We start from the raw sequence: 23,089 nt of genomic DNA, 5'->3' as shown, positions 1-23,089 counted from the left end.
ACCTTGGGGGGAGTCCATGCCGTTCCGCATGCACTTCGGTGCGGACGACCTGCTCCGCTGCCGGTTCGCGGTGTCGCCGGCCTGGGAGACCCAGGAGGCGGTGCGGGTCCTGGCCCGGCCCGGCCAGTGGGGCCACCACCTGCCCTGGCTCAGACGCAGCGCCGCGGCGGCCGGCTCGCTCGGGCTGGAGCCGCTGTGGCTGCTGATGCCCACCCGCGGCTACACCCCGGACTTCCTGTGCCCGCCGCCGGAGGGGCCGACCGCGACCTTCGAGGACGAGATCGCCCGGCTCCGGGAGACCGATCCCGCACTGGCGGCCGCGGAGATGTCCCGGGCTCTGGCCGACACCCCGGGCGCGGCCGCATCCGGACAGGGGAAGGCACTGCTGGCGGACCCCGCGGCGGCCGTGCAGCTCCTGGCCGACGTCAAGGAACGGGCCTGGGAAGCCCTGATCGCACCCTACTGGCCACGGCTGAGGACCCTGCTGGAGGCGGACATCGCCTTCCACACCCGGCGGCTGGCGGAGGGCGGTCTGGCCGCCCTCTTCGACGGGCTGCACCCACGGGTCTCCTGGTCGGACGGCACCCTCACGGTGCACAACTCCGCGGAGGCAGCCCGCGACCTGGACGGCGCGGGCCTGACCCTGATCCCCAGCGTCTTCGTCTGGCCGGACGTGATCAGCGGGTTCGAGCCGCCGTGGCGGCCCGCCCTGGTCTACCCGGCGCGCGGCATCGGGGCGCTCTGGTCGGAGCCGGAGACCGCCTCGGGGGCGCCCGAGCCGCTGGAGCGGCTGCTGGGCGCCAACCGGGCCGCGGTGCTGACGGCCCTCTCCGAGCCGGCCTCCACCACCGGGCTGGCGGCGCTGCTGGGGCTCGCCCCGTCGTCCGTCTCGGTGCACCTGTCGACGCTGCGCGGCGCGGGCCTGCTCACCTCCCGCCGGGTACGCCACCAGGTGCTGTACGAGCGGACGCCGCTGGGCATAGCGCTGGCGACGGGCGGGGAGCCGGAGTAGCCCCCGAGCGGGGGGCGGCGGGGGCGCGCTCAGCGGCCGCCGGTACCCGTCCCGGCGAGCGACGGCTCCGGCTCGCCGCGTCCCCGGCCCCGCCGGTCGTGGTCCGGTCCTGCCCCCGGCGCGGGCACCGGGTGCGGCGCGCCCGCCCGCCGGGACCACTGGCCGTACGCCCAGGTGAGCCCCGGAGCGAGGGAGACCGTCAGGGCGAGCACCGCCCAGAAGCTCATCACGGTATGGGTGTGGCCCAGGAAGAGGGAGGCGGCCAGCGACACGCCGAGCACGGTCCCCCAGCACAGATGGGTGCGGAAGGTGACGGGCCGGTCGAGGCTGGCGGAGAGTCCCTTCGGGGTGACCACGAACCGGCACGGCCGGCGGAACAGCGCCCCGGCCAGCGAGCGGGCGTAGATGGGGGCGGCCAGGGCGGACATCGCCATCCCGGCGAGCCCGCCGGAACCCTCGGGTTCGTGCGGCGAGACGTTGTGCCGCCGGTTCCAGAGGTAGAGGGCGACCTGGAGGGCGGCGGCGTCGCCGTAGAGCATCAGCCAGAGGGAGGGCGGGACGGTGGTGCCGGAGGAGCCGAGCCAGAGGAAGAGGGTGCAGCTCACCGCGCCGAGTACCCAGGTGAGGGCGGCCATCGGGTAGTAGGCCAGCATGAGCGAGTAGCTGAGCAGGCCGCCCAGCGAGTGGCGGTGCGGGGAGCGTCCGTACTGCCGGAGCAGCGTCTCGTAGGTGCCGCGGGACCAGCGGAGCTGCTGGGTGAAGAAGTCGGTCCAGGAGGCGGGGCCCTCGCCGACGGCGAGGACGTCCGGGGTGTAGACGGAGCGCCACCGGCGGCCGGTGCGGGGGTTGGTGCGGCGGTGCAGTTCGAACCCGGTGGCCATGTCCTCGGTGATGGAGTCGCGGAGGCCGCCTATGCCGCGGAGCGCGGATATCCGGACGGCGTTGTTGGTGCCGACGAACATCGGGCAGCCGTAGCGGTTGCCGGCCCGCTGTATCAGCGCGTGGAAGAGGAACTGCTGGCTCTCGGCGAACTTGGTGACGGTGGCCTCGTAGTTGCCGTAGACCTGCGGGCCGACGACGAAGGCGACGTCCGGGTCCCGGAAGTAGCCGAGCATCCGTTCCAGGTAGCCGGGGAGGGGGACGTGGTCGGTGTCGACGGAGGCGAAGAACTCGTAGGAGTCGCCGTGCGCCTCCAGCCAGGCGTTGTAGTTGCCGTGCTTGGTCCTCGCACGGAACGCGCCGCGGGGCCGGTTCCACTCCGGTATGCCCTTGCGGGTGAAGTGCCGGACGCCGAGCTCGGCGCAGAGCCTCCGGGCCTCCGGGTCGTCACCCTCGTCCAGCAGCCAGACGTGCAGCAGGCCGCGGTGCCGCAGCCGCACGGCCGCCGAGAGGGTGCCCCGGACCATGGACATCGGTTCCTTGCCGGGCACATAGGTGGTGAGGAAGGCGACCCGGGTGCCCTTCTCCGGCCGGACGGGCACGGGATCGCGGGCGACGAGCGCGGCGTGCGCGACCGAGACCACGTTCGCCAGGCGGCAGAGCTCGATCAGGCCGATCGAGACGAGCATCACCGCGTCCGCGGCGAGCAGCCAGCCGGGGGCGCCCGCCTCGCGGCGCGTCCAGTGCGAGGGCCAGAGCAGCCAGCAGAGCAGGGTGGCGGAGAGCAACGGGGCGGCGGCCAGCAGCAGCACCGCCCGTATGCGGTGCGGCTCCCGGGCCAGCAGACTGCGGTAGCACACCCGGTAGTCGGGACCCGCGGGGCCGCTCGGGCCGGCCAGGCGGCTGTAGGTTTCGTAGTCATAGCCCACCGGCGCCACGGTCCCTCCCGCCTCGACAACTCAGCCGACGACTCCACCCAAAGGGACGTCCGGAGGGGCGTCGAGCCGGGAGGGGCCGAGCGGGTGGTGTGGCGCGGTGTCAACCCAGATGGCGCTCCAGGGCCTCCACCTTGCCGGTCAGACCGTCCGTCACCCCGGGCCGGATGTCGGCCTTCAGCACCAGCGAGACCCGCGGCGCCCGCTCCTCGACGGCGGCGACGGCACGGCGCACCACGTCCATGCACTCCTCCCACTCGCCCTCGACCGAGGTGAACATCGCGTCGGTACGGTGCGGCAGGCCGGACGCGCGGACGACGCGCACGGCGTCGGCGACGTACTCCCCCACGTCCTCGCCGACGCCGAGCGGGGTGACCGAGAAGGCGACGATCACGAGCTGACGAGACCTTCCCGGCGGGCCCGCGCCGCGATGACGCCCGCGTCCTCCGCCCGCCGCAGCCGGCGGTCCGCGAAGAAGCCGCCGGCCGGCAGGACGGCCAGCACGAAGTAGAAGGCCGCGGTGGTGACGGGCCACCTGGTGCGGTTCCAGGCGTCCAGCAGGAAGACCACGTAGAGGATGAAGAGGATGCCGTGCACGGCACCCATCACCGGCACCGCGTTGAAGTCCGTGGTCCGCTTCAGTACGGAGCACACGAGCAGCAGCAGGAAGGAGACCGCCTCGGGGGCCGAGACGAGGCGCAGCCGACGCAGCGCGGAGACTGTCTTGATGTCCACGGTGGGGGTCCTCGATCTTTGTGAACGGATGCACAAGCGCTGCTCCATTGTGGCAGGCCCCCCACGGGCGGCGGACGCGGGGTATTTTCACCCGTGTGGCTCAGTTCCGACTCCAAGGCAGCAAGGTGCTCGCCGTGACGATGACCGGCGACGCGGTGAAGGCGAAAAACGGCGCGATGGTCGCCTACGACGGCCAGATGGACTTCAGGAAGCTCTCCGGCGGCGGCGAGGGGCTGCGCGGCATGGTCACCCGCCGCCTCACCGGCGAGCAGATGACGCTGATGGAGGTGAAGGGGCAGGGCACCTGCTACTTCGCCGACCGCGCGAGCGACATCAGCCTGGTCTCGTTGCAGGGCGACACCCTGCACGTGGAGGCGAGCAACCTGCTCTGTGCCGACGGCTCGCTGCGCACCGGCACCAGCTTCACCGGGCTGCGCGGCGCCAGCCAGGGCAACGGCCTGTTCACCACCACCGTCGAGGGCAGCGGCCAGGCCGCACTGATCTCCGACGGCACACCGGTGGTGCTGCGGGTCACCCACGGCACGCCGCTCCAGGTCGACCCCGGCGCCTACGTCGCCCACCAGGGCGACCTCCGGCAGAACTTCCAGACGGGTGTGAACTTCCGCACACTGCTGGGTGAGGGCGGTGGCGAGGCCTTCCAGATCCGCTTCGAGGGCGACGGCCTGGTCTGGGTGCAGCCCAGCGAGCGGAACACCGTCGGAGGTGAGGTCTAGATGCCGTTCCGCGAGATCAACTCCAAGCTGGTCGAGGCCCGGGTGGTGCCCGGGCAGCGGATGTTCAGCCAGCGCGGGGCGATGATCGCCTACCACGGCGACGTCGCCTTCACCCCCGACATGGCGAGCGGTCAGGGTGGGGTGATGTCCATGATCGGCCGCCGCGCCGCGGGCGAGGCCGCCCCGCTGATGACCGTCGAGGGGGACGGCACCGTGCTGTTCGGCCACGGCGGCCACCATGTGGAGGTCGTGGAGCTGGACGGGGACACCCTCTACGTCGAGTCGGACCGGCTGCTGGCCTTCGACGGCTCCCTGGAGCAGGGGACGGTCTTCCTCGGCTCGCAGGGCGGGGTGATGGGCATGGTGCGGGGTCAGGTGACCGGGCAGGGGTTGTTCACCACCACGCTCAAGGGCAAGGGCGCGGTGGCCGTGATGGCGCACGGCGGGGTGCTGGAGCTGCCCGTCACGCCCGGCCGGCCGGTCCATGTCGACCCGCAGGCGTACGTCGCGCACCACGGCGACGTGCGCAACAAGCTGTCCACGGCCCTGGGCTGGCGGGACATGGTGGGCCGCGGCTCCGGCGAGGCCTTCCAGCTCGAGCTCAGCGGCAGCGGGACGGTGTACGTACAGGCGAGCGAGGAGAAGCTGTGAGCGACGCACGCGAGGCCACCGGCCCGCACCCGGAGACGATCCCCGCACCCCTGCGCCGAGCGGGCGGAGCGAACGAGGAGAAGCCGTGAGCGACGTGAGCGCCCCCCTGGAGTACGGGTCCCTGCCGGCGGACGACAACGTCAACGCGTACACCTTCTGCGTGGAGCTGCACGACCGGTGGTTCCTGCAGAAGGGGAAGATGATCGCCTACTACGGGCAGATCGACTTCCACGGCATCGGCCACGGCCCCCTGGACGGCCTGGTGGCGAGCAGCTTCCACTCCCCGCTGCACGCTGCGGACTGGGTGGTCGCCGAGGGACGGGGCAAGATGCTCCTGGCCGACCGCGCCTTCGACGTGAACTCCTACGACCTCGACGAGGGCAACCTCACCATCCGCTCGGGCAGCCTGCTCGCCTTCGAACCCTCGCTCTCGCTCAAGCAGTCGATCATCCCGGGGTTCCTCACCCTGGTCGGCACCGGCACGTTCGTGGCCGCCTCCAACGGCCCGGTGCACTTCGTGGAGCCGCCGGTGCGGGTGGACCCGCAGGCGCTGGTGGGCTGGGCGGACTGCCCGTCGCCGTGCCATCACTACGACCACCAGTACCTGCGCGGCGTGCTGGGCGGCCTGCGGGCCATGACGGGGCTGGGGGGCGCCTCCGGAGAGGAACATCAGTTCGAGTTCACGGGTGCGGGCACCGTGCTCGTGCAGTCGACGGAGGTGCTGATGGCGGAGCAGGCCACGGGAGCGGTCCCGCAGCAGGCGGGGGTGCCCGGCGGAGGCCAGGGCGGACACGGGGAGGGGGCCGGGCACGGCGGCCCGCAGACCCCGCGGCTCCCCGGTCAGCTCGGCGGTCTCCAGCGCCGCTTCGGACTGTGAGCACACGTGTACGGTCCGGTGACGTAAGGTCTCATGCCATGGACACGGAAAAGGGCTGGCTCACTGCCGACGAGCAGCGGGCCTGGCGTACTCATCTGGACGTCAGTCGGCTGCTCCTGCACCAGCTCGAGCGGGACCTGCACCCCTTCGGGCTGACCCTCAACGACTACGAGATCCTGGTCAACCTCTCCGAGTCCGAGGGCCACCGGATGCGGATGAGCGAACTCGCCGTCCGCACCCGCCAGTCCAAGAGCCGCCTCTCGCACCAGATCACCCGTATGGAGAACGCCCGGCTGGTGCGGCGGGAGAGCTGCGACTCGGACAAGCGCGGCCTCTTCGCCGTGCTCACCGAGACCGGCTGGGACACCATGCGGGACGTCGCACCGCACCACGTCGCCTCGGTCCGGCGGCACTTCATCGACCTGCTGCCGCCGCAGGCACTGGCCGACCTGACCAAGCACCTGGGTGTGGTCGCCGAACACCTGCACACGGCGCGGGACGCCTGAGACACGGCGCTCCACGCGGAGTCTGCGCGGGGCCCCGGGGCGACGTGCCCCGGGGCCCGAGGGGTCCACGCGTCAGCGCCCCCCGGAGCCGCCCCGCGGCCGGTGCACCGTCCCGGCCATCGCAGACAGCAGGCTCAGGGGCGGCCCGGGCCGTCCGCGTTCGAGCTGCCGTACGAGCCGTGCGGCCGCCTCGGGCCCGGCGGTGGGCGCGTGCCCGCCGCGGCCGCAGCCGCGGGCGCACGTCCAGAGCACCTCGGCGTCCTCGGCGCGGAAGTCCCAGGTGCAGCCGAGCAGCCGGCAGGCGAGCGGGCGTCCCATGCTCACCGCCCTCCCGTGCCGTAGCGCTCCAGCTCCGAGGCGGCCGCCTCGACCCGCCCGCGGCCGGACCGGACGATCCGCCCCTCGGCGAGTCCCGCCCGCAGCGCCTGCCGGAACCGGCCGGGGCCCCAGAAACGGGACCGTACGCGCCGCTGGAGCTCGCTGCGGGTGGCGGGTCCGTCCTCGGCGAGGGCGCGCACCAGGATCTCCAGTTCACCGGCGATCTCCCGGTCGGTGCCGACCGGGCCCAGCACCATGGGCAGGGCGCTGTAGCCGCGGTACGGCCGGTACGGAGGACCCGTGGGCGGCGCCGGCCCCGCGGCCCGTCCCCCGGACGGCCGCGCCCCGGCCGCCGCGGGTTCCCGCGCGCCCTCCGGCTCCTTCCGCTCTCCCTCCGCCTGCTGTCCTTCCTTCTCCTGCTCGCGGGCCTCCTCGACGGAGAGCGGCGCGGCGACGCCCTCCAGGGACCGCTTCTCCGCCGCGATACCGAGGAAGCGGTGGACCAGCCCGGCGATGATCATGACGCCGGCCGCGATGAGATAGCCGGTGAGGACCCGCGAGCGGGTCTCACTGGCGATGAGGTTGCCGAAGAAGATCGGGCCCAGGATGCCGCCGATCGCGGTGGCGACCGAGTAGAAGAAGGCGATCACCATGGCCCGGATCTCCATGGGGAAGGTCTCGCTGACCGTGAGATACCCGGCACTCGCGGCCGCCGAGGCGAAGAAGAAGATCACCACCCAGCCGGCGGTGAGCAGCAGCACGCCCAGCACCTCGGCCGCGAACAGCCACCCGACGAGCACCGTGAGCAGCCCGGAGAGCACGAACGTGCCGGGGATCATCAGGCGCCGGCCCCAGCTGTCGAAGAGCGGCCCCAGCAGCAGTGGGCCGAGGAAGTTCCCGGCGGCGAAGGGGATCAGGTAGAGGCCCACGCTCGACGCGCTGACGTCGTAGAACGTGGTCAGCATGAGGCCGTAGGTGAAGAAGATCGCGTTGTAGAGGAAGGCCTGCGCGCCCATCAGGGAGAAGCCGACCACGGCCCGCCGGGGGTAGACCACGAAGACCGTCTTGGCGATCTCGACGAAGCCGACGGACCGCCGCTGCCGCAGCGTCATCTCGTCCTCGGGCTCGGACAGCGGCTCGTCGACGTGCTCCTGCACGTCCTCCTCGATCTCCCGGGTCACCCGTTCGGCCTCGTCCGCCCGGCCGTGGGTGAGCAGCCAGCGCGGACTCTCCGGGACGTACATCCGCAGCAGCAGGATGCCGAACGCCAGCAGCCCGCCGGTGCCGAAGGCGATCCGCCAGCCCAGGCCGGACGGGAGCGAGGTGAGGTAGAGATAGCCGAGCGAGGCGGCGAAGAGGGCGCCGAGCCAGTAGCTGCCGTTGATGGCCAGCGCGATCCGGCCCCGTACCCGGGCGGGCATCAGCTCGTCGATCGCCGAGTTGATCGCCGCGTACTCGCCGCCGATGCCGAAGCCGGTCAGGAAGCGGGCCACCGCGAACCACTGGAACTCGTAGCCGAGCCCGAAGGCACCGGTGAAGCTGGTGGCCACCACACCGACCATGTAGACGGCCAGGGTGGCCATGAAGAGCTTCTTCCGCCCGAACTTGTCGGTGAGGAAGCCCCAGAAGAGCGCACCCGAGATCGCGCCGAAGATGTAGATCGAGGCGGAGCCGGCCACCTGGACGGTGGAGAAGCCGATGGTTTCGCGGAGCTGCGCGCCCACGGCACCCTTGATCGTCACCTCCAGCCCGTCGAGCACCCAGACGGTGCCGAGCGAGAAGACGACGAGCCAGTGCCACCGGGACCACGGCAGACGGTCCATCCGCGCCGGGATCCGCGTTCTCACCACATCGGTGACCTCGGCCATGGGGTACCTCCGGACCACAAGGGTGCGCGTGCAGCGCGTGAGTACCCGGGGACGCCGTGACGGAACATACCGGGTGCCCCGCCGGCCCGCTCCCGGGAGGCGGGCCGGGAAGCGGTCCACGGCTCAGGCGGCCGGGAGCCGGACGGTGAAGAGGGCGCCGCCCTCGGGGGAGGTGCCGACGGTCAGCGTGCCGCCGTGCCGCTCGACCACGTCCCGGGCGATGGCCAGCCCGAGCCCGGCGCCGCCGTCGTCCCGGCTGCGGGCGTCGTCCAGCCGCACGAAGCGCTCGAACACCCGGTCGCGCTCCGCCTCGGGGACCCCCGCGCCGTCGTCCGCGACCTCCAGCACCCCGTCCCGCAGACTCACCCGGACCGCGGACCCGGCGTGCCGCTGCGCGTTGTCCAGGAGGTTGCCCACCACCCGGGCGAGCTGCGGCCGCGAGCCCGTCACCCCGCTCGCCGCCAGCTCGGTGCGCACCGGCACCCGGGCGGGGCGCTGTGCCAGCTCCTCCCGCACCAGCTCCGCCAGTTCCACCCGCGCCTCCCCGGGCCCCTCGCCCGCGTCCAGCCGGGCCAGCAGCAGCAGATCCGCGGCCAGCTCCTGCAGCCGTACGGTGTCCTCCACGGCCCCGCCGACGTCCAGCAGCTCCGGATGGGCGGCCCCCACCTCGAGCTGGGTGCGCAGCGAGGCGATCGGGCTGCGCAGCTCGTGCGAGGCGTCCGCCACGAAGCGGCGCTGCCGCTCCACGGCCTCCTCCAGGGCGGCCAGCGTCTCGTTGGTGGTACGGGCGAGCCGGGCCACCTCGTCCCGGGCCCCGGGCTCCGGCACCCGCCGCGAGAGGTCGCGGCTGGCGGTGATGTCGGCCATGCCCTGCCGGATGCCCTCCACCGGCTGCAGGGCCCGCCGGGTCACCAGCCAGGTGACCCCGCCGGCCACGGCCAGCACGGCGGGCAGCCCCAGCAGCATCGCCCGGCTGACCGACGCCACGGCCTCCTGCTGACCGGCCAGCGAGGTCCCGGCGTACACCGTCACCGGGGTGCCGTCCCGGGTCACGGCGTGCACGCCGACCACGCTGAAGTCCTGGCGCGCCGCGGCCTGCGCCGCGGGCTCGCCGTCCTCGTCGACGGGCAGCGTGACGACTCCGTCCCGGCTGTCGCGGTCGACGCGGACCGGCTCCGGGGACGGGGCGGCGGACACCGGCGCGTCGCCGTCGTCCTCGGCGCCGATCCGGGGGTCCGGTCTGGCCGGCGTGCCGTCGCCCGGGTCGTGCGCGCCCTGTTCGCCGCCGGAGTCGTCGTCCCGGTCGCCTCCCTCGTCTCCGTCGTCTCCGTCGTCTCTGTCGTCGCCGGAGTCGCCGGAGTCGCCGGAGTCGCCGCCGGGACCCTCCCCGTCGTCGTCCTGGTCGCCGTCGCCACCCGTCGCGTCGCCGGTGGCCGCGGGGCCGCTCCGGTCGTCCCCGCCGGCGGCGTCGTCCGGCTCCCTCGCGTCCCCGGTGGGGCCGGGGGCGGGCGGCCGCATGCCGACCCGGTAGAAGTCGGCCAGCCGGCCGCGCAGCCCCTCGGTGGTGCCGCGGACCCGTCCCCGGGCGTCCACCACCTGCACCGGTGCGTCGCCCTCCAGCGCCTCGATCCCGGAGAGCCCGCCGTCGCGTACGTCGGTGGCCTGGGCGGCCGCCTCCCGGGCCACCGACTCCGCCTCCAGCCGCGCGGTGTCGGCCAGCCCGGAACGCAGCGTCAGTACCACCGCAAGCCCGGTGGCGACCAGCGCCGGCGCCACCACGACCGTGGCACCCACCGCGGCCCGTACCCGGACGGGAGCCCTACGCACGGCCGTCCACCAGCCGGTAGCCGGCCCCGCGTACGGTGCGGATCCACTCGGCGCCGAGCTTCCGGCGCAGGGCGCTGACATGGACCTCGACGATGTTCCCGTCGCCCTCGTAGGCGAAGTCCCAGGCGTGTTCCAGGATCTCCGCCTTGGAGACGACCTCGCCGGCCCGGGTCGCGAGCTGCTCCAGCACGGCGAACTCCTTCGCCGTCAGCGCCACGTCGCGCTCCCCTACGGCCACCTGCCGGCTGCCCGGGTCGACCGTCAGCGCGCCCACCCGCAACACCTCCACCCGGCCGCGGCCGCGCCGCCGCAGCAGGGCCCGTACCCGGGCGAGGAGGACGACGTAGGAGAACGGCTTGGTGAGGTAGTCATCGGCCCCGGTGTCCAGGCCCTCGGCCTCGTCGTACTCCCCGTCCTTGGCGGTGAGCATCAGGATCGGCACCTCGTCGCCCGCCGCCCGCAGCGCCGCGCACACGCGGTAGCCGTTCAGGCCCGGCAGCATGATGTCGAGGACGATCAGGTCGTACGTGCCCTCCCGCGCCCGGTGCAGGCCCTCCAGGCCGTCGTGCACCACGTCCACGGCGAAACCCTCTGCCTCCAGGCCTCTGGCCAGCGACAGCGCGAGCCGGCGCTCGTCCTCCACGATCAGCAACCGCATGGGCCCACCCTGCCACCGGTCGCCTGAAGCCCTCTTCAGGTGGCTTCAGCGTGGCTTCAGGGTGCTGCTGGAACGGTGTGGAGGTCAGTGCACGAGCCCGCCCCACGGGAGGACGAGAAACCATGAACCGCAAGCTGCTCATCGCCGCCGTCGCCGCCTCCGCGGTCGCCGTCGGAGGCGCGACCACGGCCTTCGCGGGCTTCGGGGACGACGACCGCGCCGCCGGAGGGACGCGGGACGCCGCGCGGGCCGCAGCCTCCCTCGCCCGTGCCGGTGACGACGCCGGGGAGTCCGGGGACGCCCGCGGGAACGGCCGGGAGGACGACCGGGCCGGGGAGGAGGCTTCGGGGACGCGGCTCTCCGCCCGCGAGGCCGCCGAGAAGGCGCTCTCCGCGGTCGGGGGCGGCACCGTGCGGTCCGTGGAGCTGGACGGCGAAGGCCACGCAGATCAGGAGGACGACGAGGGGGACGACGGGGACGGGCGGCTCGCCTGGGAGACCGAGGTGCTGGGGAGCGACCACACCGCGTACGAGGTCCTGATCGACGCCGAGACCGGAAAGGTACTGGTCCAGGAGCGGGACACCGACGGCGACACCGACGGGGACGGCCGGGCCGAGCGCGGGGACGGCTCCGACGACGGGGCCGAGGGCGACGACGACTGACGGCCCGCAGCACCGGGTCACCGGGAGCACCGGGAGCGCGGCCCGACGGCTGCGGACCGCCGGAGAACGGCGAGGCGGTCCACCGCGAGCACGCCGCCCGCCGGCCGGTCCGTCGCGCCGTGGACACCGGCCGCAACGGCGGAGAGGGGCCCGGCAGGCGGGCCGGTTCCCCAGGTGACGACGCCGCAGCGGAGCACCGACGACCGGTCCACCGGTGGGCCCCGGCCGCTTCCGCCGCAGCACCGGCGCGGCGGGAGGCGGCCCCGGCGGGGTCACCGCTCGGTGACGCCCGCGACCAGTTCGTCCGCCGCCGCGTACGGGTCCAGCGTGCCGTTCACGATGCGTTCGGCCAGCGCCTCCAGGGCCCAGCCGCCGCGCAGCTCCCCGATCCGTTCGCGGAGCGCCGTGACGGCGATCGTCTCGATCTCCCGGGCGGCGCGGCGGGTGCGCCGCTCGGCGAGGACCCCGTGCTCCTCCATCCAGGCGCGGTGCTTCTCCAGGGCCTCGACGACCTCGTCCAGGCCCTCGCCCCGGGCCGCGACGGTCTTCACGATCGGCGGCCGCCAGTCCCCGGGGGCGCGGGCCTCGCCCAGCCCCAGCATGTGGTTGAGCTCCCGGGCGGTGGCGTCGGCCCCGTCCCGGTCCGCCTTGTTCACCACGTAGACGTCGCCGATCTCCAGGATTCCGGCCTTGGCGGCCTGGATGCCGTCGCCCATGCCGGGGGCCAGCAGGACCACGCTGGTGTCCGCCTGGGAGGCGATCTCGACCTCCGACTGGCCGACTCCGACGGTCTCCACCAGGATCACGTCGCACCCGGCGGCGTCCAGCACCCGGATGGCCTGCGGGGCGGCCCAGGCCAGGCCGCCCAGGTGGCCGCGGGTGGCCATGGAGCGGATGTAGACGCCCGGGTCGGAGGCGTGCTCGCTCATCCGGACCCGGTCGCCGAGCAGCGCGCCGCCGGAGAACGGCGACGAGGGGTCCACGGCGAGCACGCCGACCCGCCGGCCGGCCCGCCGGTAGGCGGAGACCAGTGCGGAGGTGGAGGTGGACTTGCCCACGCCCGGGGAGCCGGTCAGGCCGACGACGTAGGCGTTGCCGCAGCGCGGGGCGAGCGCGGCCATCACCTCGCGCAACTGCGGTGACGCCCCCTCCACCAGGGAGATGAGCCGGGCGACGGCCCGCGGCCGCCCTTCCCGCGCCTGCGTCACCAGCGTGGGGACGTCCACCACAGTTGCTCCTCCGCTCTCCCGCGGCCCCCGTGGGCCTGCGGCCTTCCGTTACTTTGCGTGACCGCCCGGCCGGCCCGCCTCCCCGGGAGGGGCGGGCCGTCCGGGACCGCCGGTCACCTGCCGGGCACGCGCAGCACGAGGGCGTCGCCCTGCCCGCCGCCGCCGCACAGCGCGGCCGCGCCGAGGCCGCCGCCGCGCCGCTTCAGCTCCAGCGCCAGATGCAGCACGATCCTCGCGCCGGACATCCCGATCGGGTGACCCAGGGCGATCGCACCGCCGTTGACGTTCACCTTTTCGGGGGAGATGCCCAGGTCCTTGGTGGACTGCACGCACACCGCGGCGAAGGCCTCGTTGATCTCCACCAGGTCCAGGTCGGCGACCGCGCGGCCTTCCTTCTTCAGCGCGTGCTGGATGGCGTTGGACGGCTGCGACTGGAGCGAGTTGTCCGGGCCCGCGACGTTGCCGTGGGCGCCGATCTCGGCGATCCACTCCAGGCCCAGCTCCTCGGCCTTGGCCCGGCTCATGACCACCACGGCCGCGGCGCCGTCGGAGATCTGCGAGGCGGAGCCGGCGGTGATGGTGCCGTCCTTGGCGAACGCCGGGCGCAGCTTGCCCAGCGACTCGGCAGTGGTGTCCCCGCGGATGCCCTCGTCCTGGGAGAAGACGACCGGCTCGCCACGCCGCTGGGGGACCTCCACCGGAGTGATCTCGGCGGCGAAGAGGCCGGCCTCCTGCGCGGCGGCGGCCCGCTGGTGGGAGGCGGCGGCGATCTCGTCCTGCTCGGGGCGCTCGATGCCCAGCCGGGTGTTGTGCTTCTCCGTGGACTCGCCCATGGCGACGCCCTCGAAGGAGTCGGTGAGGCCGTCGTAGGCCATCGAGTCGAGCATATCGATCGCGCCGTACTTGTAGCCCTCGCGGGACTTCGGCAGCAGGTGGGGCGCGTTGGTCATGGACTCCTGGCCGCCGGCCACGACCACGTCGAACTCGCCGGCCCGCACGAGCTGGTCCGCGAGAGCGATCGCGTCCAGGCCGGACAGGCAGACCTTGTTCACCGTGAGCGCGGGCACGTTCATCGGGATGCCCGCCTTCACCGCCGCCTGGCGCGCCGGGATCTGGCCGGCCCCGGCCTGGAGCACCTGGCCCATGATCACGTACTCGACCTGGTCGCCGCCGATGCCGGCGCGGTCCAGCGCGGCCTTGATCGCGAACCCGCCGAGGTCCGCGCCGGAGAAGGACTTGAGCGACCCGAGCAGCCGCCCCATGGGCGTCCGGGCGCCCGCGACGATCACGGAAGTGGTGCCGGACGCGGTGCCGGCCGTGCCAGTCGTGCCTGTCATGCGAGGTTCCCTTCCAGCGGGAAGTTAACGAGGGTTACCACTCAAGGTACTGAGCGGTACGCCTCCGGGTCACCGGTCGGCCGGTGTGACCGTGCGCACGTTGCGTAACCACACTTCAGGCGCTGCACTGAAAGCATGCTGACACGCATCGACCACATCGGGATCGCCTGCTTCGATCTGGACCGGACCGTCGAGTTCTACCGTGCCACCTACGGCTTCGAGGTGTTCCACACCGAGGTCAACGAGGAGCAGGGGGTCCGCGAGGCCATGCTCCGCATCAACGGCACCGACGACGGCGGCGCCTCCTATCTGCAGCTCCTGGAGCCGATCCGCCCGGACTCCACGGTCGCCACATGGCTGGACAAGAACGGTGAGGGCGTCCACCACATCGCCTTCGGCACCGCCGACGTGGACGGCGAGGCCGCGGAGATCCGGGACAAGGGCGTCCGTGTTCTCTATGAGGAACCCCGCCGGGGCTCCATGAATTCCCGGATCACCTTCCTGCACCCCAAGGACTGCCACGGCGTTCTCACCGAATTGGTGACCTCCGCGTCGCCCTCCGCGACGACGGAGCACTGACGCCCGCTCCCCCGGCCGGTAGAGTGGCGACGCGGCCGGGGCGGGTTCGTCCGGGACCTCCGGAAGGCCTCCGGACCGGGCTCGGTCCACGTTCCGCCGATGATCTGACACCATTTCCGGGGCACGTCCCGGGAACAGCCCGCGGGGTACGCACCTCCTGCCCCGTGAGAGGTTCCGGGAGACGGAGAACGGGTGAGCGCCGGATCACCTTCACGACGACCAGGGGACGGATGGGACCGCGCAGTGCGGGGCTACGACCGCTACGAGGCTGACGACCACCTCTCGCGTTTCGAGGCCGAGATGGAGCGGCTGAAGAAGGAGCGGGAGAAGGCTGTCGACCACGCCGACGACCTCGGCTACCAGGTCGAAGTGCTGCGCGCCAAGCTGCACGAGGCGCGCCGCGCCCTCGCCGCGCGCCCGGCCGGCGGCTACGACAATCTGTCCGCGCAGGCCGAACAGCTCCTGCGGAACGCCCAGATGCAGGCGGACCAGATGCGCGCGGACGCCGAGCGCGAGCTGCGCGAGGCCCGGGCCCAGACCCAGCGCATCCTCCAGGAGCAGGCCGAACAGCAGTCCCGGCTGGAGGCCGAGCTGCACGCCGAGGCGGTGCGCCGGCGGCAGCAGCTCGACCAGGAGCTCTCCGAGCGCCGCGCCACCGTCGAGTCGCACGTCAACGAGAACGTCGCCTGGGCCGAGCAGCTCCGCTCCCGCACCGAGCAGCAGGCCCGCCGCCTGATGGAGGAGACCCGGACCGAGTCCGAGCAGGCGCTCGCCTCGGCCCGGGCCGAGGCGCACCGGCTGGCCGAGGAGGCGCGGCAGCGCTTCAGCAGCGAGACGGAGCAGGCGCGGGCGGAGGCGGAGTCGATCCTCCGCCGGGCCCGGACGGAGGCCGAGCGGATGCTCGGCTCCGCCACCACCCAGGCCCGGGAGGCCACCGAGCAGGCCGAGCAGCTCCGCGCCGGCGCGGCCAGCGAGACGGAGACCAGCCGCCGCGAGGCAGCGGAGCTGGTGCGCCGCGCCGAGCAGCGCATGCAGGAGGCGGAGACGGCGCTCCGCGAGGCGCGCACGGAGGCCGCCAAGAAGCTGGAGGAGGCCGAGGAGGAGGCCGGCAAGAAGCTCGAGGACGCCGAGTCGGTGCACGAGCAGCGGCTCCGCACGGCCAAGTCGGAGGTCTCCCGGCTGGTCGCCGAGGCGACCAAGGAGGCCGAGGCGCTGCGGAGCGAGGCCGAGCAGCTCCGCGCCGACGCCCGCTCGGAGGCGGAGCGGATCGTCGCCGAGGCCCGCGAGGAGGCCCGTACCCGCACGGCCGAGGAGTCCGCGAACCAGCTCGCGGAGGCCGCCCGCACGGCCGAGGACGTGCTGAACAAGGCCTCCGAGGAGGCCAAGGCCACCACCAGGGCCGCGAGCGAGGAGGCCGACCGGCTGCGCCGGGAGGCCGAGGAGGAGGCCGACCGGCTGCGTGCCGAGGCGCACGACGTCGCCGAGGAGCTCAAGGGCGCGGCCAAGGACGACACCAAGGAGTACCGCGCCAAGACCGTCGAACTCCAGGAGGAGGCGCGGCGGCTGCGCGGCGAGGCGGAGCAGCTCCGCGCCGAGGCGGTCGAGGAGGGCGAGAAGATCCGCGGCGAGGCCCGCCGCGAGGCCGTCCAGCAGATCGAGGAGGCCGCCGCCGGCGCCGAGGAACTGCTGGCCAAGGCGCGCGGCGACGCCGAGGAGATGCGCACCGACGCCACCGCGGAGAGCGAGCGGGTGCGCACCGAGGCCATCGAGCGGGCCGGCACGCTGCGCCGGCAGGCCGAGGAGGCGCTGGAGCGCGCCCGGGCGGAGGCCGAGGAGCTGCACGGCACCGCCGAGGAGCAGGCAGAGCGCACCCGGGCGGACGCGGTGGAGGCCGGCCAGCGGGTGCGGGAGGACGCCGAGCAGGCGGCCCGGGAGCGCACCGAGCAGACCGCGCGGGAGCTGGACGAGCTGCGGGCGGAGGCGGAGCGGCGGTTCTCCGCGGCGGAGGAGGAGCTGAGCGGCGCCCGCAGTGAGGCGGAGCGGCTGCGCGAGGAGGCCCGGAGCGAGACGGAGCGGCTGCGCGAGGAGGCCGAGCAGCGCCGCCGCACGCTCCTGGAGCAGGCCGAGGAGGAGGCCGAGCGGCTGCGGACGGAGGCCATCTCGGACGCCTCGGACACCCGTTCCGAGGGCGAGGCGGTCGCCGTACGGCTGCGTGGCGAGGCCGCCGCGGAGGCGGAGCGACTGCGGGCGGAGGCCCAGGAGACCGCGGACCGGGTGCGGGCCGAGGCGGACGCGGCGGCGGAGCGCACGAACAGCGAGGCGGCCGAGGCGCTGACGGCCGCCCAGGAGGAGGCGGCCCGGCGGCGCCGGGAGGCCGAGGAGCTGCTGGCCGAGGCCCGCGAGGAGGCGCACCGGGAGCGGACGGCCGCCCGGGAGCAGGGCGAGGAGCTGCTAGCCTCCGCGCGGCAGCGGGTCGAGGAGGCGCAGACCGAGTCGGCGCGGCTGGTGGAGGAGGCCGAGCGGCGGGCCGCGGAGCTGGTCTCGGCGGCCGAGGAGACGGCCCAGCAGGTACGCGACTCGGTGGCCGGGCTGCACGAGCAGGCCGAGGAGGAGATCGCCGGGCTGCGGTCGGCGGCGGAGCGCGACGCCGAGTCGCTGCGCCGGGAGGCGCGGGAGGAGACCGACGCCGCCAAGGCGCTGGCGGAGCGCACGGTCAACGAGGCGCTGGAGGAGTCCGAGCGGATCCACGCCGAGGCCGAGCGGGTCCGGGACGAGGCGCGCGAGGAGGCGGCGCGCCGGCGGAACGAGGCCGCCGAGCAGGCCGACCGGCTGCTGGCGCAGGCCCGGGAGGAGGCGCAGGCCGCGGCGACGGCCGCCGAGGAGCAGGCGGACACGATGGTCGGCGCGGCCCGCGGGGAGGCGGAGCGGCTGGTCACGGAGGCCCGTTCGGAGAGCCACGACCTCGTGGAGAAGGCCCGTGCGGACGCGGACGGCCTGCTGGAGGAGGCGCGGAACGACGCCGCCGCCATACGGGAGCGTACGGAGACGCTGCGGTCCCGTGTGGAGAGCGAGGTCGAGGAGTTGCACGAGCGGGCGCGCCGGGAGTCGGCGGAGGCCATGCAGTCCGCCGGGGAGCGCTGCGACAAGCTGGTGCAGGCCGCCGAGGAGCAGCTCGCCGAGGCCCGCGAGGAGGCCGAGAAGCTGGTCGGCGAGGCCGGCTCGGAGGCCGGGAAGATCCGTATCGCGGCCGTGAAGAAGGCCGAGGGGCTGCTCAAGGAGGCCGAGCAGAAGAAGGCCGCGACGCTGCGCGAGGCGGAGCAGACCCGCCGGGAGGCCGAGGAGGAGGCCGGCCGGCTGCGCACCGAGGCGGAGGAGGAGGCGCGGTCCATGGTGGAGGCCGGCAAGCGCGAACTCGACGTCCTGGAGCGCCGCCAGGAGGACATCAACGCCGAGATCTCGCGGGTGCAGGACGTGCTGGAAGCCCTGGAGTCGTTCGAGGCGCCCGGCGGGTCCGGCGGCAAGAGCGGCAACGGGAACGCCGAGAAGTCCTCCAAGTCCGGCAAGGGCGGTTCCGGTGCGAACGGGGGCGTCAAAGCGGGCGCCGGTGCCGGAAGTGCACGCTCGGGTGGCAAGGGCTCGGAGGGGTAGCCACTCGAACGAGCGCACATTCTCCAGATCAAACGGGCATTAGCTCGATGACACGCCGCTTGTCCCCCTAGGATTCCCCCTATCACTCCCCGTCTGATAACCCGTCTGACTCGACAGGAACCTCATGAGCGACACTTCCTCCCCCTTCGGCTTCGAGCTCGTGCGGCGCGGCTACGACCGCGGCCAGGTCGACGACCGCATCACCAAGCTCATCGCCGACCGTGACAGCGCCCTGGCTCGCATCACCTCGCTGGAAAAGCGCATCGAGGAGCTCCATCTCGAGACGCAGAACGCGCAGGCCCAGGTGAACGACGCGGAGCCGTCGTACGCCGGGCTCGGCGCCCGGGTCGAGAAGATCCTCCGCCTCGCCGAGGAAGAGGCCAAGGACCTCCGCGAGGAGGCCCGTCGCGCCGCCGAGCAGCACCGCGAGCTCGCGGAGAACGCCGCGCAGCAGGTGCGGAACGACGCCGAGTCCTTCGCCGCCGAGCGCAAGGCCAAGGCGGAGGACGAGGGCGCGAGCATCGTCGAGAAGGCCAAGGGCGAGGCCTCCCAGCTCCGTGCGGACGCGGAGAAGGACGCGCAGTCCAAGCGCGAGGAGGCCGACTCCCTCTTCGAGGACACCCGTGCGAAGGCCGCGCAGGCCGCCGCGGACTTCGAGACCAACCTGGCCAAGCGGCGTGAGCAGTCCGAGCGCGACCTGGCCTCCCGGCAGGCGAAGGCCGAGAAGCGGCTGGCGGAGATCGAGCACCGCGCGGAGCAGCTCCGGCTGGAGGCCGAGAAGCTGCGCACGGACGCGGAGCGTCGGGCCCGCCAGACGGTGGAGACGGCGCAGCGCCAGGCCGAGGACATCGTCGCCGACGCGAACGCCAAGGCGGACCGGGTGCGCAGCGAGTCGGAGCGGGAGCTGGCCGCCCTGACCAACCGCCGGGACAGCATCAACGCCCAGCTCACCAACGTCCGCGAGATGCTGGCCACGCTCACCGGCGCGGCCGTCGCCGCCGCCGGCCAGCCGCAGGGCGAGGAGGAGTCGGACGAGGAGGCGCTGACCCGCGGCGTTCCGGCGCAGCAGTCGCGCTGACGTCCCGGCGGTCCTCCGCCGTGGCCGGCGCAGCCGCCGCGCCGGCCGTGCTCCGGAGCGGTGAGCCGCGACCCGCCTGCGAGAGGGGCCCGTGCGCACTCGCACGGGCCCCTCTCGATGGCGGCGGCCTCACGGTGCCCGTAGCGTCGGCAGCATGATCGAGCTCGACGGGCTGACGAAACGCTACGGGGAGAAGCAGGCCGTCGACCGGCTGAGCTTCTCCGTGCGGCCCGGCGTGGTCACCGGCTTTCTGGGCCCGAACGGCGCGGGCAAGTCCACCACCATGCGGATGATGCTCGGTCTGGACCTCCCCACCGGCGGCGACGTCCGCATCGACGGCCGGCACTACGCCGAGCTGCGGGAGCCGCTGAACGCGATCGGCGCCCTGCTGGAGGCCAGGTCGGTGCACGGCGGGCGCACCGCGTACCACCATCTGCTCTGCCTCGCCCAGAGCAACGGCATTCCGGAGTCGCGGGTGCCCGAGGTGCTCGATCTGGTCGGGCTGACCGGAGTGGCGCGGAAGCGCCCCAAGGGCTTCTCGATGGGCATGGGTCAGCGGCTGGGCATCGCCGCCGCCCTGCTCGGCGACCCCGGCATCCTGCTCTTCGACGAGCCGGTGAACGGGCTCGACCCCGAGGGCATCCACTGGGTGCGCAACCTGATGAAGGAGCTGGCCGCCGAGGGCCGCACGGTCTTCGTCTCCAGCCACCTGATGAGCGAGATGGCGCTGACGGCCGACCATCTGGTGGTGATCGGGCAGGGGAGGCTGCTGGCCGACACCACGATGGCCGAGTTCATCGCCTCCCACTCCCGCACCTACGTACGACTGCGCTCGCCGGAGCCGGAGCGGCTGCGGGACGTGCTGCACGCGGAGGGGCTGCCGCCGCAGACCGCGGCCGACGGCTCCCTGCAGGTGGAGGGCGCCCCCGCGGACCGGCTCGGCGAGCTGGCGGCCGAGCACCGGATCGTGCTGCACGAGCTGAGCCCGCAGCAGGCCTCGCTGGAGGAGGCGTTCATGCGGCTCACCGCCGGCGCCGTGGAGTACCACGCGCACACCGCGGGCGAGGCCACCGCCGCGGGCATCCCCCCGCCGGGCGGCGCCCCGCCGGAGCCGGCCCCCGCGGCCTGGGGCGAGGGATGGCGGGAGCGGCAGGCCGGGCAGGGCCGGACGCGGAAGAGGGGCGGCTGAGCGATGACCCATACGACCCGGGTGCTGCGGTCCGAGTGGACCAAGGTGCGCACCGTGCGCTCCACGCTGTGGACGCTGGCCACCGCGGTGGTGGTGACCGTCGGCCTGTCCGCGGTGATCTCCGCCTTCACCCGGACGAGTTACCAGGACCTGCCGGCCGCCGAGCGCGCCACCTTCGACCCGACCTTCGTCAGCTTCGCCGGGATGTCGCTCGGCCAGCTCGCGATGATCGCCTTCGGTGTGCTGGTGGTGACCGGCGAGTACAGCACGGGCATGATCCGCAGTTCGCTCGGCGCGGTGCCGCAGCGCGGCACCTTCATGTCCGCCAAGGTGCTGGTGGCCTCCCTGCTGGTGCTGCTGGTGGGGATGGCGACCAGCTTCGCCACCTTCTTCCTGGGCCAGGCACTGCTGGGCGAGTACGGCACCTCGCTGGGGGAACCCCGGGTGCTGCGGGCCGTCCTCGGCGGCGGCCTCTACATGACACTCATCGCCCTCTTCGCCATGGGTGTGGCCTTCGTGCTGCGCTCGCCGCTGCTGGCGTTCGGCATCCTGATGCCGTTCTTCTTCCTGATCTCGAACATCCTCGGCGGTGTGGACGCCACCCGGGAGTTCGCGCAGTATCTGCCGGACCAGGCCGGGTCGATGATCATGTCGGTGGTGCCGGGCAGCATGGGCGGCGGGGACCGCCCGTACGGGCCGTGGGGCGGGCTGCTCATCATGGTCGGCTGGGTGGCGGCCGCGCTGCTCGCGGGCTACGCGACCCTCCGGCGCCGCGACGCCTGACGGGGCGGCGGGGACCGCCCGTGTCCGGAACGCGCCCGCAAAGCCCTTGGAACGCCGAGGAACGCCTCGGAACGCCTTGGGAAGGCAGCGCCAAAGCCACCCGATCGAGGGAACCGGAAGCGCCCCGGATACCCTCCTACCCGTGTCGGGGGGCGACTCGGAGCCCCGAACTGCGTCCAGGGGCGAAGCATGATCGAGGCGTACGGCCTCACCAAGCGCTACGGCGCCAAGACGGCCGTCTACAACCTGTCCTTCCAGGTGCGGCCGGGCGCCGTCACCGGGTTCCTGGGGCCCAACGGCTCCGGGAAGTCCACCACCATGCGGATGATCCTCGGTCTCGACGCCCCGTCCGAGGGCCGGGTGACCATCGGGGGACACACCTTCCGCCAGTTGCCCAACGCACCGCGTCAGGTGGGCGCCCTGCTGGACGCGAAGGCGGTGCACGGCGGGCGCAGCGCCCGCAACCACCTGCTCTGCCTCGCCCAGCTCTCCGGCATCCCGGAGCGCCGGGTGGACGAGGTGCTGGACGTGGTCGGTCTGCGGGAAGTCGGCCGCAAGCGGTCCAAGGGCTTCTCGCTCGGCATGGGCCAGCGCCTGGGCATCGCCGCCGCGTTGCTCGGCGACCCGCAGGTGCTGCTCTTCGACGAGCCGGTGAACGGGCTCGACCCCGAGGGCATCCACTGGGTGCGCAACCTGATGCGGCGGCTGGCGGCCGAGGGACGCACGGTCTTCGTCTCCAGCCACCTGATGAGCGAGATGGCGCAGACCGCCGACCACCTCATCGTCATCGGCCGCGGCCAGTTGATGGCCGACCTGCCGGTGCAGGACTTCATCACGCAGAACTCCGTGGGCTTCGCCCGGGTGCGCACCCCGGACGGCGAGCCGGAGCAGCGGGAGAAGCTCACCGCCGCGCTGGTGGAGTCCGGCGGACAGGTACAGCCGGAGCAGGACGGCGCACTGCGGGTCACCGGGCTGCCGCTGCCCCGCATCAGCGACCTCGCGCACGGCGCGGACGTACGCCTCTGGGAGCTGTCGCCGCACCAGGCGTCCCTGGAGGAGGCGTACATGCGGATGACGCAGGGGGCCGTCGACTACCGCTCCACGGCGGACCAGCGGGCCGCGCTGCAGGCCGCGGCACCGCACGGCTACGGGCCCCCGGCGGCGGCGCCGCCCGGGCCCGGCGGGTATCCGCCGCCCCAGCAGTGGCAGGCCCCGCCGCCCGGCGCCCCCGCTCCCGCGCCCGACACCGCCCAGCCGTACAGCAAGGACCCCCGATGACCACGCAGCACCCGCAGGACCCCCAGGGGCCGCAGGACCCGCAGGACGCCCGGCCCGCACAGCCGCCGCAGCCGCCGCCCGGCGGTTCCGGGGCCCCGGTGGACACCGGGGGCGTCCCCGCCGGCGGCGACGCCACGCCTCCGTCGCAGGCCCCGGAGCACACGGTGCTGCTGGGCCGCGTCCCCGCCGCCCCGGAGCAGGGCCCCGGCGGCCCCCAGGGCACACCCGCGCCCCCGGCCGGGCACCCGGGCGCCCCCGCGCAGCCCCCCGGCGGACCGCAGCAGCCGGCCCCGCAGGGCGGCCCCA

The 23,089-nt window shown here is 73.8% G+C and carries 21 protein-coding genes and 1 pseudogene; 13 read left to right on the top strand and 9 right to left on the bottom strand.

Translation table 11 applies throughout. The features are described 5' to 3' along the window. Positions 1-16: 16 nt before the first annotated feature. The gene (locus HOY81_RS18070) at positions 17-1,012 is read left to right on the top strand and encodes a DUF5937 family protein (RefSeq protein ID WP_237321478.1); all 996 of its coding nucleotides are present in this window, start codon (positions 17-19) and stop codon (positions 1,010-1,012) included. Between the two features lie 29 nt (positions 1,013-1,041). On the opposite strand, the gene HOY81_RS18065 is transcribed toward HOY81_RS18070, so the two are convergent. From HOY81_RS18065 to HOY81_RS18055, 3 genes are all read right to left on the bottom strand, one after another. Beyond that, on the bottom strand, positions 1,042-2,829 hold the full coding sequence (locus tag HOY81_RS18065; RefSeq protein ID WP_237321477.1) for a glycosyltransferase family 2 protein: 1,788 nt from the start codon (positions 2,827-2,829) through the stop codon (positions 1,042-1,044). A gap of 100 nt (positions 2,830-2,929) precedes the next feature. Then, positions 2,930-3,220: an MTH1187 family thiamine-binding protein gene (locus HOY81_RS18060; RefSeq protein WP_237321476.1), complete on the bottom strand. Its 291-nt coding sequence runs from the start codon at positions 3,218-3,220 to the stop codon at positions 2,930-2,932. After that, positions 3,217-3,561, bottom strand: a complete 345-nt coding sequence (locus HOY81_RS18055) for a DUF3817 domain-containing protein (RefSeq protein WP_237321475.1) — start codon at positions 3,559-3,561, stop codon at positions 3,217-3,219. The genes HOY81_RS18060 and HOY81_RS18055 overlap by 4 nt, the downstream gene beginning before the upstream one ends. A 95-nt stretch (positions 3,562-3,656) precedes the next feature. On the opposite strand from HOY81_RS18055, the gene HOY81_RS18050 reads away from it, so the two are divergent. From HOY81_RS18050 to HOY81_RS18035, 4 genes are all read left to right on the top strand, one after another. Continuing rightward, positions 3,657-4,295, top strand: coding sequence for an AIM24 family protein (locus tag HOY81_RS18050; protein ID WP_308341104.1), 639 nt, complete (start codon positions 3,657-3,659; stop codon positions 4,293-4,295). Continuing rightward, positions 4,296-4,946 carry an AIM24 family protein gene (locus tag HOY81_RS18045; protein WP_237321474.1) on the top strand — a complete coding sequence of 217 codons (651 nt, stop codon included), beginning with the start codon at positions 4,296-4,298 and terminating at the stop codon, positions 4,944-4,946. 94 nt (positions 4,947-5,040) lie between these two features. Next, a complete protein-coding gene (locus tag HOY81_RS18040; protein WP_237321497.1) occupies positions 5,041-5,823 on the top strand; it encodes an AIM24 family protein in 783 nt (260 codons plus the stop codon). Positions 5,824-5,861: 38 nt separating this feature from the next. Then, the gene (locus HOY81_RS18035) at positions 5,862-6,329 is read left to right on the top strand and encodes a MarR family winged helix-turn-helix transcriptional regulator (RefSeq protein ID WP_237321473.1); all 468 of its coding nucleotides are present in this window, start codon (positions 5,862-5,864) and stop codon (positions 6,327-6,329) included. Between the two features lie 72 nt (positions 6,330-6,401). On the opposite strand, the gene HOY81_RS18030 is transcribed toward HOY81_RS18035, so the two are convergent. The 4 genes from HOY81_RS18030 to HOY81_RS18015 all read right to left on the bottom strand — a co-directional run bounded on the left by HOY81_RS18030 (position 6,402) and on the right by HOY81_RS18015 (position 11,000). Then, positions 6,402-6,647: a hypothetical protein gene (locus HOY81_RS18030; protein ID WP_237321472.1), complete on the bottom strand. Its 246-nt coding sequence runs from the start codon at positions 6,645-6,647 to the stop codon at positions 6,402-6,404. A 2-nt stretch (positions 6,648-6,649) separates the two neighbouring features. Continuing rightward, complete coding sequence (locus tag HOY81_RS18025) at positions 6,650-8,515, bottom strand: MFS transporter (protein WP_237321471.1); 1,866 nt, start codon at positions 8,513-8,515, stop codon at positions 6,650-6,652. Positions 8,516-8,638: 123 nt separating this feature from the next. Beyond that, complete coding sequence (locus HOY81_RS18020) at positions 8,639-10,309, bottom strand: cell wall metabolism sensor histidine kinase WalK (RefSeq protein WP_237321470.1); 1,671 nt, start codon at positions 10,307-10,309, stop codon at positions 8,639-8,641. A gap of 25 nt (positions 10,310-10,334) precedes the next feature. Beyond that, positions 10,335-11,000 carry a response regulator transcription factor gene (locus HOY81_RS18015; protein ID WP_237321469.1) on the bottom strand — a complete coding sequence of 222 codons (666 nt, stop codon included), beginning with the start codon at positions 10,998-11,000 and terminating at the stop codon, positions 10,335-10,337. 122 nt (positions 11,001-11,122) lie between these two features. Here HOY81_RS18015 and HOY81_RS18010 point away from each other — a divergent pair, with 122 nt between their 5' ends. Continuing rightward, on the top strand, positions 11,123-11,662 hold the full coding sequence (locus tag HOY81_RS18010) for a PepSY domain-containing protein (RefSeq protein WP_237321468.1): 540 nt from the start codon (positions 11,123-11,125) through the stop codon (positions 11,660-11,662). A 272-nt stretch (positions 11,663-11,934) separates the two neighbouring features. Here HOY81_RS18010 and meaB read toward each other — a convergent pair whose 3' ends face one another. Both meaB and HOY81_RS18000 read right to left on the bottom strand, forming a co-directional pair. Then, entirely contained in the window at positions 11,935-12,891 is a 957-nt protein-coding gene (gene meaB, locus HOY81_RS18005) for a methylmalonyl Co-A mutase-associated GTPase MeaB (RefSeq protein WP_237321467.1), read from the bottom strand. 113 nt (positions 12,892-13,004) lie between these two features. Next, entirely contained in the window at positions 13,005-14,228 is a 1,224-nt protein-coding gene (locus tag HOY81_RS18000; protein WP_237321466.1) for an acetyl-CoA C-acetyltransferase, read from the bottom strand. Positions 14,229-14,363: 135 nt separating this feature from the next. Here HOY81_RS18000 and mce point away from each other — a divergent pair, with 135 nt between their 5' ends. The 7 genes and pseudogenes from mce to HOY81_RS17965 all read left to right on the top strand — a co-directional run. Next, positions 14,364-14,807 carry a methylmalonyl-CoA epimerase gene (gene mce, locus HOY81_RS17995; protein ID WP_237321465.1) on the top strand — a complete coding sequence of 148 codons (444 nt, stop codon included), beginning with the start codon at positions 14,364-14,366 and terminating at the stop codon, positions 14,805-14,807. Positions 14,808-15,050: 243 nt separating this feature from the next. Then, positions 15,051-18,455, top strand: coding sequence for a polarized growth protein Scy (gene scy / locus HOY81_RS17990; protein WP_308341103.1), 3,405 nt, complete (start codon positions 15,051-15,053; stop codon positions 18,453-18,455). Between the two features lie 124 nt (positions 18,456-18,579). Continuing rightward, entirely contained in the window at positions 18,580-19,533 is a 954-nt protein-coding gene (locus HOY81_RS17985) for a cellulose-binding protein (protein ID WP_237321464.1), read from the top strand. 154 nt (positions 19,534-19,687) lie between these two features. Beyond that, positions 19,688-20,722 (top strand): ABC transporter ATP-binding protein, encoded by a 1,035-nt coding sequence (locus HOY81_RS17980; protein WP_237321463.1) that lies wholly within the window; start codon positions 19,688-19,690, stop codon positions 20,720-20,722. A gap of 3 nt (positions 20,723-20,725) precedes the next feature. After that, complete coding sequence (locus tag HOY81_RS17975; protein WP_237321462.1) at positions 20,726-21,505, top strand: ABC transporter permease subunit; 780 nt, start codon at positions 20,726-20,728, stop codon at positions 21,503-21,505. 189 nt (positions 21,506-21,694) lie between these two features. Then, positions 21,695-22,783, top strand: coding sequence for an ABC transporter ATP-binding protein (locus tag HOY81_RS17970; RefSeq protein WP_237321461.1), 1,089 nt, complete (start codon positions 21,695-21,697; stop codon positions 22,781-22,783). Next, positions 22,780-23,089, top strand: a pseudogene (locus HOY81_RS17965) (hypothetical protein); the annotation flags it as partial. The gene HOY81_RS17970 and the pseudogene HOY81_RS17965, both read left to right, overlap by 4 nt.

Source organism: Streptomyces sp. JJ36, assembly GCF_021696945.1.
Lineage (GTDB): Bacteria > Actinomycetota > Actinomycetes > Streptomycetales > Streptomycetaceae > Streptomyces.
This window is presented reverse-complemented; position numbering and strand designations above follow the sequence as displayed.